Consider the following 17,650-nt stretch of genomic DNA (forward strand, 5'->3'; position numbering starts at 1 on the left):
CCACTCGCGCTTCTCCGCTCCTCACCAGGTGACGGGGAGTTCGAGCATCCCCTGGATCGTGTCGCCCGGCTTGAACGGGATGTCCTGCGGGGGCGCCGCGAGCCGCAGCCCCGGCAGGCGCTCGAAGAGGGTGCCGAGCGCGATCTCCAGCTCGGCGCGTGCCAGGTTCTGGCCCAGGCACTGGTGGATGCCGAAGCCGAAGGCCAGGTGGTGACGGTCCTGGCGGTGCCAGTCCAGGTCCTCGGGGCCTTCGAAGACCGTGCCGTCGCGGTTGATGAGGGACGTGGCGAAGACGACGCCGTCGTCGACGCGGATGGTGCCCGCCGGGGTGTCGATCTCCTCCGTCGCCACCCGCAGCAGCCCGTCCGCGATGGACAGGAAGCGCAGCAGCTCCTCGACGGCGCCCGGCAGCAGCGGCGGGTCCGCGCGCAGCCCCGCCCGCAGTTCGGCCAGCCGGCCGGGGTGCTGGAGGAGCGTGAACGTACCGAGCGAGATCATGTTCGCGGTGGTCTCGTGCCCGGCGATCAGCAGGATGCTGGCCAGCCTGACGAGCTCCTCCGGGTCCACCGCGCCCGACGCGAGCTGCTCCGCGATCAGCTCGTCGAGCAGGCCGTCGCCCGGCTCCTTGCGCTTCTTGTCGATCAGCTCGTAGAAATAGGCGTCCATCGAGTCCCGCGCCGCCTGCGTGTCCGCGGCGGTGGGGCCGCGCAGCAGCCGCCTCGACTGCTCCTCGAAGAACTCGTGGTCGCCGTAGGGCACGCCCAGCAGGGCACAGATCACCATCGAGGGCACGGGCAGCGCGAAGGCGCTCACCAGCTCGGCGGGCGGCCCCTGCTCGGCCATGGCGTCCAGGAGCAGGTCGACCGTCGCCTGGATCTGCGGGCGCAGGGCCGCGATGCGCTTGACGGAGAAGCTGGGGATCAGCATGCGGCGCTGTGCTTTGTGCTCCGGGTCGTCGACGCCGAGCAGGGCGATGCGGCGGTCACGGAGCCGGGCGAACCGTTCGGTGGGGACGGGGAAGGCCTCGTTCTCGCGGTCGGCGGAGAGGCGCGGGTCGACGAGCAGCTCACGCGCCGCCGCCCGCCCGGTGACCAGCCACACGGAGCGGCCGTCGAACAGTCTGACGCGGGAGAAGGGCGGGTCCTCGCGCAGCGGTGCGTACGCGGTGGGCGGGTGGTACGGACACGTGCGGTCCTGCGGGAAGGCGATGGAATCGGTGGGGTTCGTTGTCTCCGTCATGGAAGTACCTCACAAGCGCAGTTCGTCCCTGATCCACTCCCATTGGATGGCTGAGGCAACTAATTCGTCCACGACAAGACCGGCCAGATCGCCGGGGTCGGGGAGTTGTCCGGAACAGCACCCTCCGCTCAACCTGCCTGCGTCTGTGGATGCGTGGCGGCTCGGCGGCGGCTTCGCGGTGCTCGGCGGCGGCCGCACGAGTGCGCGGCGCGGTGCGGCGGGTCGACGGTCACCCCGCGGGTGCCCTCGGGTGGCCGCTGAAGGAAGAATTCCGGCCGAGTACGCGTACCGCCGTGCGAGGATCCGGAGCGACCGCGCGGCCACTGTGGAGGACGAGGATGTTCGCGATACCCCTGGGAGACGGCGCCGAACTGCGCCCGCTGGAACCGTGGCAGGCCGAGGAGTTCCTCGCGCACATGGACCGCGGCCGCGACTACATCGGACGCTACGTCGGACTCCCCGACATCACCGCCGACCTGCCCTCCGCGCGCCTGGCTCCAGGTCTTCGCCGACAAGGCCGCCGCGGACACCGGCCGGCTGTACGGCATCCGGCTCGAAGGACGACTCGTCGGCGGCGTTCTCCTGCGGGCCTTCGACGCGGCGTCGGGCACGTGCGAGGCGGGCTGCTGGCTGGAACCGGACGCCTCCGGTCAGGGTCTGGTGACACGTGCGGTACGCGTCGTCGTCGACTGGGCGATCGAGGTGCGCGGCATGCACCGCGTGGAGTGGCGGGTGGCCCCGGAGAACACGCCGAGCATCAACGTCGCCAAGCGCCTCGGCATGAGCCGCGAAGGCCGCCTGCGCGAGGACGACCCCTACCGGGGCGTACGGCAGGACACCGAGATCTGGTCGGTGCCGGCGTCGGAGTGGCGCGGTGTTCAGCCGCGGCCCATGTCGGCGTAGAGCGCTATCTGGATGCCGAGACCGACGAGCGCGGCGCTCTCGACGACGGAGAGCGTGAGCAGCGGCCACGTCAGATGGCCGTGGATCCAGAAGACGGTCAGGGCGGCCGCGGGGCTGACGCAGAAGGCCAACAGGTCCACGGCGAGCTGGAGTCTTTTGCGGGTGCCGCGCCGCTGGTCCCGACGGTGCGCCGCCTCCCAGCCGAACACGCCGGCACCCTCCACCACGGCGGCGAGGCCGGGGGTCAGCTCGGTCCGGATGTACTGCCCGATGGCGGAGATCTTCTCGTCGTTGACCAGGTAGGTCCAGCCGAGCAGGACGGAGAGGGGCGGCAGGAGCAGGAGCAGTGCCGTACGGCCGGTGGCCGGGATCGTCGCGGCGATCACCGCGGCGGTGGCGGCGAGCATGGCGTAGATGAGGTTGTCCCGGAGGGTGATGCGGCTCTTCTGCTCGGCCTTCAGCTGCTCGTACTCCACGAGCAGCACGCGCCCCAGCGTCACTTCTTCCGGCTCTTCCGTCATCCCTCCCCCCCGTGCTTTACGTGAGGTGGGGGAGCAGGGAGACGAACACGACCGCGGCGTTCCTGGCGGCGATCTCGTGATGGCTGTCGTCCTTGTACGAGTCCGCCGCGTCGGAGATCCCGCGGACGACGAGCCACGCCTGCGCGGCGCCGGAACCGCCGAGGGACGCGTGGACGGCCGTCGCGAGGCCCGCGCCCTCCGTCTCCACGGCGAGGATCTTCTCGTTGTACTCGCGCAGATAGCGTCGCTCGTCGGCCCGTACGTCCGCGAGGACGGCCTCCCCGGACCCGATCGGACCGCGCAGCGCACGGTGGCCGGGGGAGTGGGGCAGCGGCCAGGGCTCGCCGTGGGCCGTGAAGAAACCGTTGACGGCGTGCTGGACGCCCGCCGTCACGGTGTGGCCGCGGCCCCTGCGCAGCACGCCGTCCTGGGTCACCTTGCGCGGCTCGTAGTGGATGACCTCCTGCGCGACGACGACATCGCCCAGGCGCGCGTCCGGGTGGATGGAACCGGCGATGCCCACGAGGGCGGTCAGGCGTGGGGCGTACTCCCTGCGCAGCTCGTCGACCGTGCTGCCGGCGGAGTGCTGGCCGGGGAGCAGGGACTGGGTGACCGCTACGCGCACTGTCGGCCCGGGGTGCTCGCGGGTGAACTCGTGGAAGACGGTGCCCTGTCGGGTGCGGGCCTCGGCGTGAGAGCCCCACTTCGAGAGCTCGTCGAGTACGGCGCGGGTCTCCACGCTGAGCACGGTGACGATGCCCACGTCCCAGGCGGGTGCGGCTTGCGAGGTGTCCTGCGGGGTGGCGGTCGCGGGGGTGGGCGCAGGTGCGGGCGAGGCTGTGACGCCGTGCTGCGTCACTCTCGTGCCCTTGCCCATGGCGACCGCGCCGTTGACGGTGACGTTCCCGCTGCCGCTGTTCTCGATCCCGTAATTGCTCATGCTCGGACTCGTGCTCGTGCCCGTGCTCCTGCCCGTTTTGTTGCTCATCGGGAACCCCCCGGTGTCACTTGGATACGCTCGTGTTCTCGCCCATCGCCGTGTCCCCCAACTCGACATTGCCGGAGCCGGTGTTGATGACCCCGTTGTTGAGGATGGCGGTGGCCCGCTGCAGGAACTCCGTGGTGTCGACGCCGTGTTCCTTGAGGAACTCCCCGACCGTGGCGAGCAGTCGACGTTCGATGACCTTCGAGTGCTTGGCGACGTCGAAGGTCTGGAAGTAGCTCTCGTCGGCCTCGATGGACGCCAGCTCGCGTGCGCTGATCAGGGCCCCGATGTTGTTGCCGCGCTTGAGGCTCGCCGCCGTCGCGTCGGGCGCCGCACCCAGGGAGCCGAGGAGCAGCGAGACGTCGCCCAGCAGCCGTAAGGGGGCGCGGGCGGCCACGGGAAGGTGCAGCAGGCCGACGAAGGCGGCCCGGACCACCGCCATGCGCCCCGTCCTGCCGACGACGTCGACCGCGTGGTACTCCAGCCGCGTCGGCGCGAGCCCGCACGTGGTGAACTCGATGTAGAGGGTGCGCCCTTGGAGCGATACGTGGACGAATATGGACGTCACCAGGTCGCCGCCCCACGACTCGACCCGGCAGGTCAGATAGTGGCGGGCGGTCTCGGAGGGACTGTCGAGCATGTGCCGCACCAGGTCGGCACCCGGAGCTCCTGCCAACTCGTGTGCGTAGCCCATCGCGTAACGGCCCTCCACGAAGAGGGAGTCGGCCACCATGAGCCCCGGCAGTCTCGTCTCGGGATCGTCCTCCGTGCCCAACGCGGTGATGGCCCGGCGCAGTTCCTCCACGAGATCCCAGGTGGGGAACGGCTTCTTCGTGAACTCCACGTCCTTCTCGCCGCCGATCCCCTTCGTCTCGACGAGCCGCTGGGCGAAGGACCAGGTCCCCAGACGCCGACCGCTGCCGATGAACGGCTCCTTCGCGGTGTAGACGACTATCGGATGCCGCTGCTGACCGTCGATGACGGAGAGCCGCCGGTTCGTCCGCAGGGGCCGGTCCGCCTCCAGCCCCGCCCGCAACCCGTTCAGGGCGAGCTGGCGCAGGACCGACGCCGTCGCGAGGATGAGACAGGGGGTCACGGCGATCACGGCGGCCGCCGCGAAACCCCGCGACCCGTCGTTCGCGACCAGGACAGCGAGGGCCACGACGGTGGCAAGCGCCGCGGCAACGAGTGTGTGTTTCTCACCTGTTGACGGCGGGACACCGGCCCGTCCGGAGGAGCGCGCGGCGAACGAGACGAGGAGCGTGAGGTCGACGAGCACCGCCGTGGCGAAGAACGCGGCGGCGGGCCGGGCGACGTACGCCGCGCAGAGGACCGCGAGGATCAGCGCGTCCGCGATCGCGGCAAGCCACCAGGCGCGCCAGGCGTGCGCGAGGACGGGGACGAGGTCGTAGCCGTAGGAGGGTGCGACGCGGCGTTTGCGCGCGTTGTAGACCTGCTGGATGACGGCGGTGCGGTACGGGGCGTCCAGGTACACGCCTGCGCACATGCGCCGCGTAGCGGCTCGGTCCTGCTTACCCAATGCCCCCACGGGCGTCTCGGGTATGGCCATCTTTCCCCCATTGTGCCCCCGCTGAGCCCCCGGCCGGGAACGTGGCAGGGAGCGTAGCGACGGCGTTTTCGCGGCGACAGCTCATTGCCGGACGAATGGGCGTCGTACGGGGGAGCGGGCTGTCGGTGTGGGGGGCCTCGGCGGCGGGCCGTGTGGTGCGGGCGGGTTCGGGCGGGTTCGGGCCGGGCGCGGGTGCGCCGGTTCGGGTTGGTGGGTTCGGTGGGGTGGGTCTGTGCCGGTGGGTGATCTTGGCTCGATATGGGGTGCGGGGTGCGGGAGCGGGGGCGTGCGGGGGCGGGGGAATTAATTGGTGGTGGTTCGGTGAGGGTGTGGCTAGGCTCTGGGTGTTCCCAGGCGGTCGTTCGGCCGTCAGGTTCGGCTGAGCAGGATCGCCGAACGGGTCGCTGAGCAGGATCGAGATCTGGAGGTGTTGACCGATGGCTGTCGTTGAGATGGGCGCTGCCCGCATCCGGAAGTTCATCAAGTCCACCTCCGTGGTCACCGGCTGATCCGAGATCTCGCTGTGCCGCGCGCCGACCGGCGTGCGCGGGTGCGGGTGCCGGGGCCTCCCCTGTGAAGGGTTTCCCTTGTCTTCCTCGTCTTCCTCGACGTCTTCTCCCTCTTCTTCGTCGTCTTTCTCTTCTCTGTTCTCCTCGGGTACCTCGTCGCATCCCCTTGCCCCGTACGGCTGGGACGCGGGCTGGGAAGCCGAGTTCGCGCCCTACGCGGCGCAAGGTCTCGTACCCGGGCGCGTCGTCCGGGTGGACCGCGGGCAGTGCGACGTCATCACCGCCGACGGCAGCGTGCGCGCCGACACCGAGTTCGTCACCCCGCGCGACCCGCTGAAGGTCGTGTGCACCGGCGACTGGGTCGCCGTGGACGCGGACGGCGCCGACCCCCGCTACGTACAGACGTATCTGCCGCGGCGCACCTCCTTCGTGCGGTCCACCTCGTCCAAGCGGTCCGAGGGGCAGATCCTCGCGGCCAACGTCGACCACTCGATCATCGCGGTGTCACTCGCCGCGGAGCTCGACCTCGCGCGGATCGAGCGGTTCCTCGCGCTCGGCTGGGAGTCCGGCGGGCAGCCCGTCGTCGTGCTCAGCAAGGCCGACCTCGTGCCGGACGCCGCGACGCTCGGGCACCTCGTCGAGGACGTGGAGACCGCCGCGCCCGGCGTGCAGGTGCTCGCCGTCAGCGCCACGTCCGGAGACGGCGTCGACGTCCTCGCCGCGGTCGTCTCCGGCGGTACGTCGGTGCTGCTCGGGCAGTCCGGCGCGGGCAAGTCGACGCTCGCCAACGCGTTGGCCGGGGCCGACGTCATGGAGGTCCAGGCGATCCGTGACGTCGACGGCAAGGGGCGGCACACGACGACCACGCGCAACCTCATTCCGCTGCCCGGCGGCGGGGTCCTCATCGACACGCCCGGACTGCGTGGCGTGGGGCTGTGGGACGCCGAGAGCGGCGTCGGGCAGGTGTTCTCCGAGATCGAGGAACTGGCGACGCGGTGCCGGTTCCACGACTGCGCCCACGATGCGGAGCCGGGGTGCGCCGTGCTCGACGCGGTCGACTCCGGTGGCCTTCCCCAGCGCCGCCTCGACAGCTACCGCAAGCTGATCCGCGAGAACCAGCGCATCGTCGCCAAGACGGACGCGCGGGCCCGCGCGGAGATGCGGCGGCAGTGGCGGTTGCGGGGGGCGGAGGGCCGTGCGGCGCTCGACGTCAAGCGGGGGCGCTTGCGCTGAGCTTGGGCGGTGGGTGTGTGTGGGGGCTGGGGTTTGGGGGTCGCTGCGGGTTGTTCGTGGCTGAGCGCGCAGTTCCCCGCGCCCCTGGGGCTCCGCCCCTCGCCCCCTGCGCCTCTGGGGATGCGCCTCTGGGTTCGCGGGCGGCTGCGGGTTATTCGTGGCTGAGCGCGCAGTTCCCCGCGCCCCTGGGGCTCCGCCCCTCGCCCCCCCCGCGCCTCTGGGGCTGCGCCCCTCGCCCCCGGCCGCCCCCCGCCTCCGGGGATCCGTACACCCCCCACCCCCACCCCCACCCCCACCTCCACGTCCGAATCCCGCCAGTCGCCACCCTCCCCTCCGGCCCACAATGGAGGTGTGATCGATGAAGAGACCAGGTATGAGGCCGTGCGGAGCCGGGATGCTCGGTTTGACGGTGCGTTCTTCTTCGCCGTTCGGACCACCGGCATCTACTGTCGGCCCAGCTGCCCCGCCGTCACCCCTAAGCGTCAGAACGTCCGCTTCTACACCACCGCTGCCGCCGCCCAGACCTCCGGCTTCCGTGCCTGTCGGCGGTGCAGGCCGGATGCTGTTCCCGGGTCCGCCGACTGGAACGTGCGTGCGGACGTCGTAGGGCGGGCCATGCGCATGATCGGTGACGGGGTCGTCGACCGGGAAGGCGTACCGGGGCTCGCCGTGCGGCTGGGGTACAGCGCCCGGCAGGTGCAGCGGCAGCTCACCGCCGAGCTGGGCGCAGGCCCCGTCGCCCTCGCGCGGGCGCAGCGCGCGCACACCGCCCGCGTGCTGCTGCAGACCACGGACCTGCCCGTCACCGAGATCGCCTTCGCCGCAGGGTTCGCCAGCGTGCGGCAGTTCAACGACACGATCAGGACCGTATACGCGCTGACGCCGACCGCCCTGCGCGCCGCGGCCCCCCGTACGGGCGCCGCCCGGGCCACCCCCGCCGCAGGCATCCCGCTCCGCCTCGCCCACCGCGGGCCCTATCACGCCGACACCGTCTTCGACCTGCTCGCCGAGGAGACCGTCACCGGCATCGAGGAGGTCATCGGCGAACGAGGTGCCCGTACCTATCGGCGTACGCTCCGGCTGCCCCACGGCACGGGCATCGTCGCCGTCGAGGAGACCCACCACGGCGCCACGAGCGGCCACGGCACCGGCACGGGGTCCGCCAGTGAGGCCGTGCACCGCGGCGGGTGGCTCGATGCCCGGCTGCACCTCACGGACCTGCGCGACCTCACCACCGCCGTGCAGCGCCTGCGCCGCCTCTTCGACCTGGACGCCGACCCGTACGCCGTGGACGAGCGGCTCGGCGCCGACCCCCGGCTCGCCCCGCTCGTCGCCGCCAGGCCCGGGCTGCGGTCGCCCGGCACCGCCGACCCCGAGGAGTTCGCGGTGCGTGCACTGGTGGGGCGGGAGGGGGCGGGACGCCTCGTGCGGGAGTACGGCGCCGTGCTCGACGCCGCGTGCGGCGGGCTCACCCACACCTTTCCCGCCCCGGCCGCGCTCGCCGCCGCACCGGGCACACTCGGCGCGCTGGCCACGGCGCTCGCCGACGGCACCCTGCGCCTGGACGCGGGCGCGGACCGGGACGACGCGGAGGTGGCGCTGACGGCCCTGCCCGGGGTCGACGCGCGGACGGCCGCGGTCATCCGGATGCGGGCGCTCGGCGACCCGGACGTGGCGCTGCCCGGCGGGCCGGAGCCGGTCCTCGACGCGTGGCGCCCCTGGCGGTCCTACGCCCAGCACCACCTCGACCTCGCCCTCACCGGCGCCTGATGGCCCCTACCACCGCCTCACCCCCACATCAGCGCTCCCACCCACGCCCCCAGAACCAGCAGGCAAGCGAACAGTTCCGTCAGCACGCTGCTTCCGCCCATCCGCATGGCCGTCCGTGTCGCCGTCACCGCCTCGCCGTGGCCGCCGAGTCGCAGGCGTTCCCCGGTGTAGATGCCGGCGACGAAGCCCGGGATCGCCCCGATCACCGGCAGGACGCAGAAGCCGAGCAGCGCGCCCGCCCCGGCGAAGACCGCCATCCGGCGCGTCGCTCCGCTCGCCCGCAGCCGTCGCGGCGGCAGCTGCCAGCGCACGGCCTGTGCCGCGAGAAGTACGACCGTCGCGCCGACGAGGATGCCCCAGGCGAGGCCGTTCGGGTCCTGCAGCGTCCACCAGAGGACCGCGGCCCACACCAGCCACGCCCCCGGCACGCCGGGCACCAAGACTCCGCACAGGCCGAGCAGCATGACCACGCCGACCAGCAGGAGTTCCCACGCTCCCATCTGCCCAGAGTGCCGCAGATCGGGTGAAACCGCAGGTCAGGTTAGTCCTGGTGCGGGCTGCCCGCCGGGTGGTGCGGGCTGTCCTGCCGTGCGGTGGCGCGGGGCCGCGCATGGCGTGCCACCCAGTTCCGTTCGTACGCGTGCCAGCCCAGCTGGAGTCGCGTCGTCACGCCCGTGAGCTCCATCAGACGCTTTACCCGGCGCTGGACGGTGCGCAGGCCCAGGTCCAGCTGTTTCGCGACGCTCGCGTCCGTCAGGCCGGCGAGGAGGAGGGAGAGGATCTCCAGGTCCGTGCCGTCGGGAGCCTCCGGCGCGTCCTCGGTGAGCGTGCCGCTGTCCTCGCCGATGCGCAGCGGCAGCGCCTCCCGCCACACCGCCTCGAAGAGGCCCGTCAGCGACTCCAGCAGGCCGCTGGCGTGCACGACGAGCGCGGCGGGCTCCGCCGTGCGCGAGGTCAGCGGCACCATCGCGAGCGTGCCGTCGGCGATCACCAGCTTGGTGGGGACGCGGTCCACCACCCGCACCTGCTCGTCGCGGCCGATCGCCGTCGACAGTTCCACGAGGCCCGTGGGGAGGTCGAGGACCGCGCGCTCGACCACGACGCGGTAGCGCACCCCCCGGCCCGTCGCCTGCTCCTCGGCGCTGTTCTCCGTGCCGGTGATGGCGACGGGGCTGCCGGTGACCAGGGCGCACACCTCGTCGCTCGCGCCGAGCTGGAGCTGGAGGAAGCGCTGGGAGACGGCTGCCGCGCCAGTCACCACCTCGACCAGGTCGTGGACGGTGGTCTCGGTGGCCTGCGCGCGGTACTCCTCGGCGAGCAGCGTCGCCGCGAGCTCGGCCTTCTCCAGTTCGTGCCGCTGCTGGGTGAGGAGCGCGCCGAGCGCCACGCCGGGCGGCGCGGCCACCCAGCGGCCCGCCCTGCCGGACGCCTGCGCGGCGAGACCGTGCCGCTCCAGGCGGCGCAGCGTCCGCTCGGTCTCCGGCTCGCCGAGAGTGAGCCTGCGCGCGAGGTCCGCCACGTCGGCGGCGCCCACCGACACCAGCGCGCGGTACGCCGACTCGTGCGTCTCGTCCAGACCTATCGCAGCCAGCATGCGGCGACGTCCCTCCCCAGTGCTCCGTACCGGCGGCGTCGTGGCGGGAAACAGCCACGGCGTAAACCCGCCCGAGGACATCATCCCCGCACCGCCCGCCCCGATGACAAGGTGACGCCACCGCAGCACCAACAGCAGCCGTGTTTGCGGCCTTTGGGCCGCTTCGGTCTTGGTCCTGCACGTCCGCCCGCATGTCCGCCTGTATGCCCACCAACCTTGGGGAGAGCGATGCGCCCGATATCGCGTACGGCCTTGGGGGCGGCGTCCGCCGTCGCCCTCGCCGTCACCGCGGCCGTCCCGTCCGTGGCCGAGCCACGCGCGGACACGGCGGACAAGAGGCCACTGGTGGGCAGCGCCCCCCAGCGCGACGGCGGCTCCGTCGTCACCCTCGTCACCGGCGACCGGATCCTGGTGACGTCCGACGGCAAGGGGAGAGCGGGGGCGACCGCGCTGCCCGGCAAGGACGGTGAGGACGGCACGGCGCCGCTGATCCAGACCCGGCAGTCCGGCAAGGACCTGTACGTCTATCCCGAAGGCGCCGTCCACGCCATCGCCGACGGCCTCGTCGACGAGGAGCTCTTCAACGTCACCGGGCTCGTCCGTCAGGGCTACGACGACGCGCACTCCAAGAAGCTGCCGCTCATCGCCGTGTACGACAAGTCCGTCGACGTCGCCCGCACGGTGCCCGCCACCCCGCGCGGCGCCGAGCGCGGCGCCGTCCTCGAACCCGTCGACGGCGTCGCCCTGAAGGCCGACAAGAAGAAGGCCGGTGCCTTCTGGGCGGAGATCACCAACTCCAAGTCCCGTGCCGCGGGCGATCTGAAGAAGCTGTGGCTCGACGCCAAGGTCGAAGCCACTCTGGAACGGTCCACCAAGCAGGTGCACGCCCCCGAGGCCTGGGCCGCCGGATACGACGGCAAGGGCACCAAGGTCGCCGTCCTCGACACCGGCGCCGACGCCGAGCACCCTGACCTCAAGGGCCGCATCGGCGCGACGAAGAACTTCACCGACTCCCCGGACAACGAGGACCGGCAGGGCCACGGCACCCACACCACCTCCACCGTCGGCGGCTCCGGCGCGGCGAGCGGCGGCAAGAAGAAGGGCGTCGCGCCCGGCACCGAGCTGCTGCACGGCAAGGTCCTCAACGACAGCGGGTCCGGCGCCACGTCCTGGATCATCGAGGGCATGCAGTGGGCCGTCGACCAGAAGGCCGACGTCGTCTCGATGAGCCTCGGCAACCCGGCGCGGACCGACTGCACCGACCCGATGAGCACGGCGACCGAGGAGCTCGCGGGGTCCGCGAAGGACACCCTCTTCGTCATCGCCGCGGGCAACACCGGGCCGTCCCTCAACTCCGTCTCCTCGCCCGGCTGCGTGCCCGGCGTCCTGACTGTCGGCGCCGTCGACCGCGACGACACCACCGCGCCCTTCTCCAGCCGCGGGCCCGCGTACGGCTCGCACACCCTCAAGCCGGAGATCGCCGCGCCGGGCGTCGGCATCTCCGCGGCGGCCGCGGGCGGCAGGGGCGTCCACGCGTACCAGTCCATGAGCGGTACGTCGATGGCGACCCCGCACGTCGCGGGCGCCGCCGCCCTGGTCAAGCAGCGCCACCCCGACTGGAGCGCCCAGGAGGTCAAGGCGGCCCTCGTGGCGTCCGCCGACAGCCGGGTGCCCGGTGACGCGCGCGAGACCGGCGGTGGACGGCTCGACGCCAAGGCCGCCATCGACCAGAAGGTGCTCGGCTCGCCCGCCGTGCAGGGCGGCAGCTTCGGCTGGCCGCAGGACTCCTCCGACCGCACCACGGTCGACGTGCCCTACACCAACACCACGGACAAAGCAGTCGAGTTGACGCTGTCGGTGGCCCGGGTCACCGGCAACGACGGCTCCTCCGTCCGCTCCGGCGTCGCCCGGCTCGGCAAGCGCTCCGTGACCGTCCCGGCCGGGGCCACCGCGCAGGTGCCGTTGAAGATCACCCCCGACGCGGACCTGAAGCGCGCCCAGTACGGCGACGTCACGGGACGCGTCCTCGCCACCGCGAACGGCGGCATCCGCGTCTCCACGCCCTTCTCCCTCCACGTCCAGCCGGAGACCGTCAGCCTCCGCGTGAAGCTGATCGACCGCCACGGCAAGCCCGCCGCCGGCACGTCGTCCGTGGACCTCATCGGCACCGACACCGCCTCCGGTGAGCGGCGCTTCAACGAGGGCGCGAACGACCAGACGTACCAAGTCCGCCCCGGTGCCTACTTCCTGACGGGGTTCATCGACACCCGGGACGCCGCCGACGGCAACGCAGGACTCACCGACTCCCTCACCCATCTCGCCCGCCCCCAGGTCGAGGTGAAGAAGGACACCACGATCACGCTCGACGCCCGCAAGGCGCACCGCCTCACCGTCCGGACGGACAAGGCGTCCGAAGTGCGCGGCGCCACCCTCGCGTTCGCCCGCACCTGGGGCAAGGACAACTGGCTGCACGCGGGCACCGCCGCGGGACCGCGCACCATCCGCTCCTACTACCAGTCCGTCGAGGGCAAGCCGGCCGACGGCACCTTCGAGTCCGGCAGCTACTGGCGCACCGCGGCACCCCAGATCTCCGAACTCGCCGTCGTGGGCGGCAGGAAGCTGCACCCCCTGACCGCCTCCCTCGGCTCCGCCAACCTCGACGGCACGGGCAGGGCCTCAGTCGTCGACGCGAAGTCCGGCACCGCGCAGGAGCTCGAAGCCGCGGGAGTCAAGGGCAGGATCGCGCTGGTCGAGGCGCCCGACAGCGGTGACGTGGTGACCGTGGCCGCCGAGGCGAAGAAGGCCGGCGCGGTCGCCGTCCTCGCCCACCGCGCGGCACCCGGCCGCTGGTACCCGTCCGCCGGGTTCACCGGCTCCCCGCTGCCGGTGCTCGGCATCGAGCCGGCCGAGGCGGCGTACGTACTGTCCCGACTGGGCGCGGGCACCGCCGAGTTGACGTGGAAGGCCACGGCGAGCAGCCCGTACATCTACAACCTCGCGTTCCCCGAGACCGGGCAGATCCGCGACGACCGCACCTACCGCGTACGGGACAAGGATCTCGCCGCGAACGAGGCGACGTACCGTGCGATGGGCCAGGCCACGGACTACGTGGACCTGCCCTCCGCGGTCCGCCCCACCGGCCTGGAGATCTACTTCGGCAACCTCGCGTCGGTCCCCGCCCCCGGCAAGCGCACCGAGTACTACTCGGCGGGCACGACCGGCTGGGGCCACCAGGTGTCCAGCAGCTTCCCGTACGGCGAGTTCATGATCGACCCGGTGCGCACGTACGAGAAGGGGGAGCGGCGCAGGGAGACCTGGTACGACGGTGTCCTCACGCCCGGCGCGCCCCGCGACGCCGCGGGCAGGCCCGCACTCGCCGGTGAGCGTCAGGGAAATCTGATCGGTGTGGCCCCGGGCTTCTGGGCCGACGCGGAGCACGGCGGGATCCAGGGCAGCTTCGGTGACATCGGGTCCGTACGGCTCAAGCGGGACGGCGAGGTCGTGGGGGAGTCCGGCTGGCCGTCCGGGGTGTTCACCGTCCCGGCGGAGGACTCCGCGTACGAACTCACCCTCACCACCATGAAGATGGGCTCGCGGGTGTGGCACCGGTCGACGTCGACGGAGACGACCTGGTCGTTCCGCTCGCACCTCGACGAGAACGCGGCCTCGCAGGGCATCCCGATGCTCTTCCCGCGGTACGGGATCGCCGAGGACGGACTCAAAACTCTCCCCGCGAAGGACGGACAGCGGATTGAACTCGGCGTGACGGGGCACGCGGGCTACGAGCCCGGCGCGCTCACCACAGCGCGGCTGTCGTACTCGTACGACGAGGGCCGGACGTGGACGGCGGCGACGACCGCCCGACACGGCGGAAAGTGGAGCGCGACCGTGAACCACGCGGGCGCTTCCGGCAAGCCGGTCCGGCTCAGTACGCAACTGACGGACGCCCATGGCAACTCCGTCTCACAAACCGTGGCTCGCGCCTACGACGTGCGCTAGTCACACCGGTTCCGCCGGGCGGTCCTCCTGTGGGGGGTGGGCCCGCCCGGCGGTCCCTTGTTGTCGCCGAGATGGCCGGAATTTCCGGAAGCACCGTTTTCGTACGGCCTCCGCGGTGGAAAATTAGGGGCATGAGCCAGCAGGGGGACAGGCCCAGCGGTCGCGACGACGACTGGTGGGGACAGCTGTACGACGACGCCGCGCCGGACACGGGCCCCGCTCCCGCGCCGGACACCCTGGACGACAGATACGCCTCGGCATCGAACGCACTCCAGAACCCTCTGCCGCCCCCGCGTGCTCCCGCGGACCTCTCCGGGGCCGACCCCGGGGCTGCGGGGCCCCGTGCCCCCCGTACCCCTCCCACCTTCACCGCCCCCGCTCCCTGGGCCCCGCCCACCACCCCCCATGGGCCCGTGACGTTCCCGGGCGGGGAGGCCCCGCGCAGGGGCTACGGCGTGGGGGACGGGCCCCCTTACGTCGGGGACGGGCCGCCCACCTATGAGGCGGAGCCCACCGTGCTGCCCGTCGCGGATCCCGACGACCTCGGGGACCTCGTCGCCGACACCGTGCTGGAGGGTGCCCGGTACGGGGTCAGTACGGTGCGTGCCGCCTCCGTGCGCGGGGACTCCGCCCGGTACCGGGGCGAGCCGCGCCGCGACGCGCTGCTCACCGCTCGCTTCGGCAGCGGGGAGGACGCTCTCGTCCTTGTCGCCATGGCCACCGGCGCCCGCGCCACCCCCGGCGCGCACCGTGCCGCCGCCGAGGCGTGCGACTGGATCGGGCGGGCCGTCGGGCGCAGTCATTCGCGGCTCGCGGAGGACATTCGAGCCGCCCGGCGCGGTGACCTGAAGTCGGGGCTGCACCGCCTCACGGACCGTAGCCTCGGCAAGCTCCGCGCGCACGCCGTCGACCTGGGGCTGGAGCCCGACGAGTACGCCGCGTCCCTGCGGTGCCTCCTCCTGCCCGCCGACCCCCAATGCCGTACGCGCGTGTTCTTCGGCGTCGGCGCGGGCGGTCTCTTCCGGCTGCGCGACGGCGCGTGGCAGGACATCGAACCGAGGGTCGCCGACGCCACCGGCGAGGCCGTCGTCGGCTTCGGATCGCCGCCCCCGCCCTCGCCCCCGCCGGACGCGACGCAGGAGAGCGATCGGCTCACCATGGCCCTGGGGATCACCACGCCCCCCAGCCCGTACGAACCCGCCCCCGAGCCGCCCCGCGACCCCTTCCGTTTCCGCGCCTCCATCGCCCGCCCGGGTGACACGCTCGTCCTGTGCAGCGAAGGCCTCGCCGAGCCGCTGCGCGGCGAACCCGAGCTCGCCGAACACCTCACCCGCAGATGGGAGAAGGGCGGCCCACCGGGGCTCGCCGCGTTCCTGGCCGACATCCAGGTCAGGGTCAAGGGGTACGCCGACGACCGCACGGCCGCCGCGGTCTGGGAGGCATGACCGCCGCACCTGTGAATTCATGGACCAGAGGCGATCAGAGGAATGGTCGCGCGTCGTACGAGTGAAGTCCCGGTCCACGGGTCACACGGGTGAAGCACGGTTCACCAGCGTCGGAAGGTGCGTACAGCATGGCCAAGCAGAACGTCGCCGAGCAGTTCGTCGACATCCTCGTCCGGGCGGGCGTCAAGCGCCTGTACGGAGTCGTCGGCGACAGCCTCAACCCGGTCGTGGACGCCATCCGACGCACCAAGGACATCGACTGGGTCCAGGTGCGGCACGAGGAGACCGCCGCCTTCGCGGCCGGTGCCGAGGCCCAGATCACCGGGAACCTCGCCGCCTGCGCGGGCTCCTGCGGCCCCGGCAACCTCCACCTGATCAACGGCCTGTACGACGCGCACCGCTCCATGGCGCCGGTCCTCGCGCTCGCCGCGCAGATCCCGTCGAGCGAGATCGGGCTCGGGTACTTCCAGGAGACCCATCCGGACCAGCTGTTCCGCGAATGCAGTCACTACAGCGAGCTGATCTCGACGCCGAAGCAGATGCCGCGGCTGCTGCAGACCGCCATCCAGAACGCCGTCGGGCAAGGTGGTGTGAGTGTGGTGTCCCTGCCCGGGGACATCGCGGCCGAGCCCGCGCCGGAGCAGGGCGCCGAGACCGCGCTGGTCACGTCGCGTCCCACCGTGCGGCCCGGTGACACCGAGATCGAGCAGCTCGCCGCGATGATCGACGAAGCCGACAAGATCACCCTGTTCTGCGGCAGCGGCACCGCGGGCGCGCACGCCGAGGTGATGGAGTTCGCCGAGAAGGTGAAGTCCCCCGTGGGCCACGCCCTGCGCGGCAAGGAGTGGATCCAGTACGACAACCCGTACGACGTGGGCATGAGCGGCCTGCTGGGCTACGGCGCCGCCTACGAGGCCACGCACGAGTGCGACCTGCTGATCCTGCTCGGCACGGACTTCCCGTACAACGCCTTCCTGCCGGACGATGTCAAGATCGTCCAGGTCGATGTCCGTCCCGAGCGCCTCGGGCGCCGCTCGAAGCTGGATCTCGCCGTCTGGGGCGACGTGCGCGAGACGCTGCGCTGTCTGACCCCGCGCATCTCGCCGAAGTCGAACCGCAAGTTCCTCGACAAGATGCTCAAGAAGCACGCCGACGCGTTGGAAGGCGTGGTGAAGGCGTACACGCGCAAGGTCGAGAAGCACGTCCCGATCCATCCCGAGTACGTCGCATCGGTCCTCGACGACCTCGCCGCCGACGACGCGGTGTTCACCGTCGACACCGGCATGTGCAACGTGTGGGCGGCCCGCTATCTCACCCCGAACGGCAGGCGCCGCATCATCGGCTCCTTCAGCCACGGCTCGATGGCGAACGCCCTGCCGCAGGCGATCGGCGCCCAGTTCGTCGACCGGAAGCGGCAGGTCGTGTCCATGTCGGGCGACGGCGGTTTCTCGATGCTGATGGGTGATTTCCTCACCCTCGTCCAGCACGACCTGCCCGTGAAGGTCGTGCTGTTCAACAACTCCTCGCTGGGCATGGTGGAGCTGGAGATGCTGGTGGCCGGACTGCCGAACTACGGCACGGCCAACCACAACCCGGACTTCGCCGCCGTCGCCCGCGCCGCGGGTGCCTACGGCGTACGGGTGGAGAAGCCCAAGCAGCTCGCCGGCGCCCTCAAGGACGCCTTCGCGCACAAGGGCCCCGCCCTGGTCGACATCGTGACCGACCCGAACGCCCTCTCCATCCCGCCCAAGATCAGCTCGGACATGGTGACCGGCTTCGCCCTCTCCGCCAGCAAGATCGTCCTGGACGGCGGCGTGGGCCGCATGCTGCAGATGGCCCGCTCCAATCTGCGGAACGTGCCGAGGCCGTGACCGCGGCCCCG

At 72.0% G+C, this 17,650-nt stretch carries 11 protein-coding genes and 1 pseudogene; 6 read left to right on the plus strand and 6 right to left on the minus strand.

Translation table 11 applies throughout. The features are described 5' to 3' along the window. Window positions 1-21: 21 nt before the first annotated feature. Window positions 22-1,239: a cytochrome P450 gene (locus NOO62_RS31360; RefSeq protein WP_268774158.1), complete on the minus strand. Its 1,218-nt coding sequence runs from the start codon at window positions 1,237-1,239 to the stop codon at window positions 22-24. 338 nt (window positions 1,240-1,577) lie between these two features. Between NOO62_RS31360 and NOO62_RS31365 the strand changes: the two are divergent. Next, a pseudogene (locus NOO62_RS31365) lies at window positions 1,578-2,142 on the plus strand (GNAT family N-acetyltransferase). Here NOO62_RS31365 and NOO62_RS31370 read toward each other — a convergent pair. The 3 genes from NOO62_RS31370 to NOO62_RS31380 form a co-directional block, all read right to left on the minus strand. Continuing rightward, window positions 2,118-2,663, minus strand: a complete 546-nt coding sequence (locus NOO62_RS31370) for a hypothetical protein (protein ID WP_268774159.1) — start codon at window positions 2,661-2,663, stop codon at window positions 2,118-2,120. The pseudogene NOO62_RS31365 and the gene NOO62_RS31370 overlap by 25 nt on opposite strands. 16 nt (window positions 2,664-2,679) lie before the next feature. Further along, the gene (locus NOO62_RS31375; RefSeq protein ID WP_268774160.1) at window positions 2,680-3,603 is read right to left on the minus strand and encodes a hypothetical protein; all 924 of its coding nucleotides are present in this window, start codon (window positions 3,601-3,603) and stop codon (window positions 2,680-2,682) included. A gap of 64 nt (window positions 3,604-3,667) precedes the next feature. Continuing rightward, window positions 3,668-5,155: a hypothetical protein gene (locus tag NOO62_RS31380; RefSeq protein WP_268774161.1), complete on the minus strand. Its 1,488-nt coding sequence runs from the start codon at window positions 5,153-5,155 to the stop codon at window positions 3,668-3,670. A 707-nt stretch (window positions 5,156-5,862) separates the two neighbouring features. On the opposite strand from NOO62_RS31380, the gene rsgA reads away from it, so the two are divergent. Both rsgA and NOO62_RS31390 read left to right on the plus strand, forming a co-directional pair. Then, window positions 5,863-6,960 (plus strand): ribosome small subunit-dependent GTPase A, encoded by a 1,098-nt coding sequence (gene rsgA, locus NOO62_RS31385; protein ID WP_268775867.1) that lies wholly within the window; start codon window positions 5,863-5,865, stop codon window positions 6,958-6,960. Window positions 6,961-7,314: 354 nt separating this feature from the next. After that, the gene (locus NOO62_RS31390; protein ID WP_268775868.1) at window positions 7,315-8,730 is read left to right on the plus strand and encodes a DNA-3-methyladenine glycosylase 2 family protein; all 1,416 of its coding nucleotides are present in this window, start codon (window positions 7,315-7,317) and stop codon (window positions 8,728-8,730) included. 17 nt (window positions 8,731-8,747) lie between these two features. Here NOO62_RS31390 and NOO62_RS31395 read toward each other — a convergent pair whose 3' ends face one another. Then, window positions 8,748-9,230 carry a DUF456 domain-containing protein gene (locus tag NOO62_RS31395; protein ID WP_268774162.1) on the minus strand — a complete coding sequence of 161 codons (483 nt, stop codon included), beginning with the start codon at window positions 9,228-9,230 and terminating at the stop codon, window positions 8,748-8,750. Window positions 9,231-9,271: 41 nt separating this feature from the next. Continuing rightward, window positions 9,272-10,324 carry a helix-turn-helix transcriptional regulator gene (locus NOO62_RS31400; RefSeq protein WP_268774163.1) on the minus strand — a complete coding sequence of 351 codons (1,053 nt, stop codon included), beginning with the start codon at window positions 10,322-10,324 and terminating at the stop codon, window positions 9,272-9,274. 228 nt (window positions 10,325-10,552) lie between these two features. Here NOO62_RS31400 and NOO62_RS31405 point away from each other — a divergent pair, with 228 nt between their 5' ends. From NOO62_RS31405 to NOO62_RS31415, 3 genes are all read left to right on the plus strand, one after another. Continuing rightward, window positions 10,553-14,323, plus strand: a complete 3,771-nt coding sequence (locus NOO62_RS31405) for a S8 family peptidase (protein ID WP_268774164.1) — start codon at window positions 10,553-10,555, stop codon at window positions 14,321-14,323. Between the two features lie 131 nt (window positions 14,324-14,454). Further along, window positions 14,455-15,768: a protein phosphatase 2C domain-containing protein gene (locus NOO62_RS31410; protein ID WP_268774165.1), complete on the plus strand. Its 1,314-nt coding sequence runs from the start codon at window positions 14,455-14,457 to the stop codon at window positions 15,766-15,768. Window positions 15,769-15,896: 128 nt separating this feature from the next. Then, a complete protein-coding gene (locus NOO62_RS31415) occupies window positions 15,897-17,639 on the plus strand; it encodes a pyruvate dehydrogenase (protein WP_268774166.1) in 1,743 nt (580 codons plus the stop codon). Window positions 17,640-17,650: the final 11 nt, after the last annotated feature.

The sequence above is a fragment of the Streptomyces sp. Je 1-369 genome, assembly GCF_026810505.1.
GTDB lineage: Bacteria > Actinomycetota > Actinomycetes > Streptomycetales > Streptomycetaceae > Streptomyces.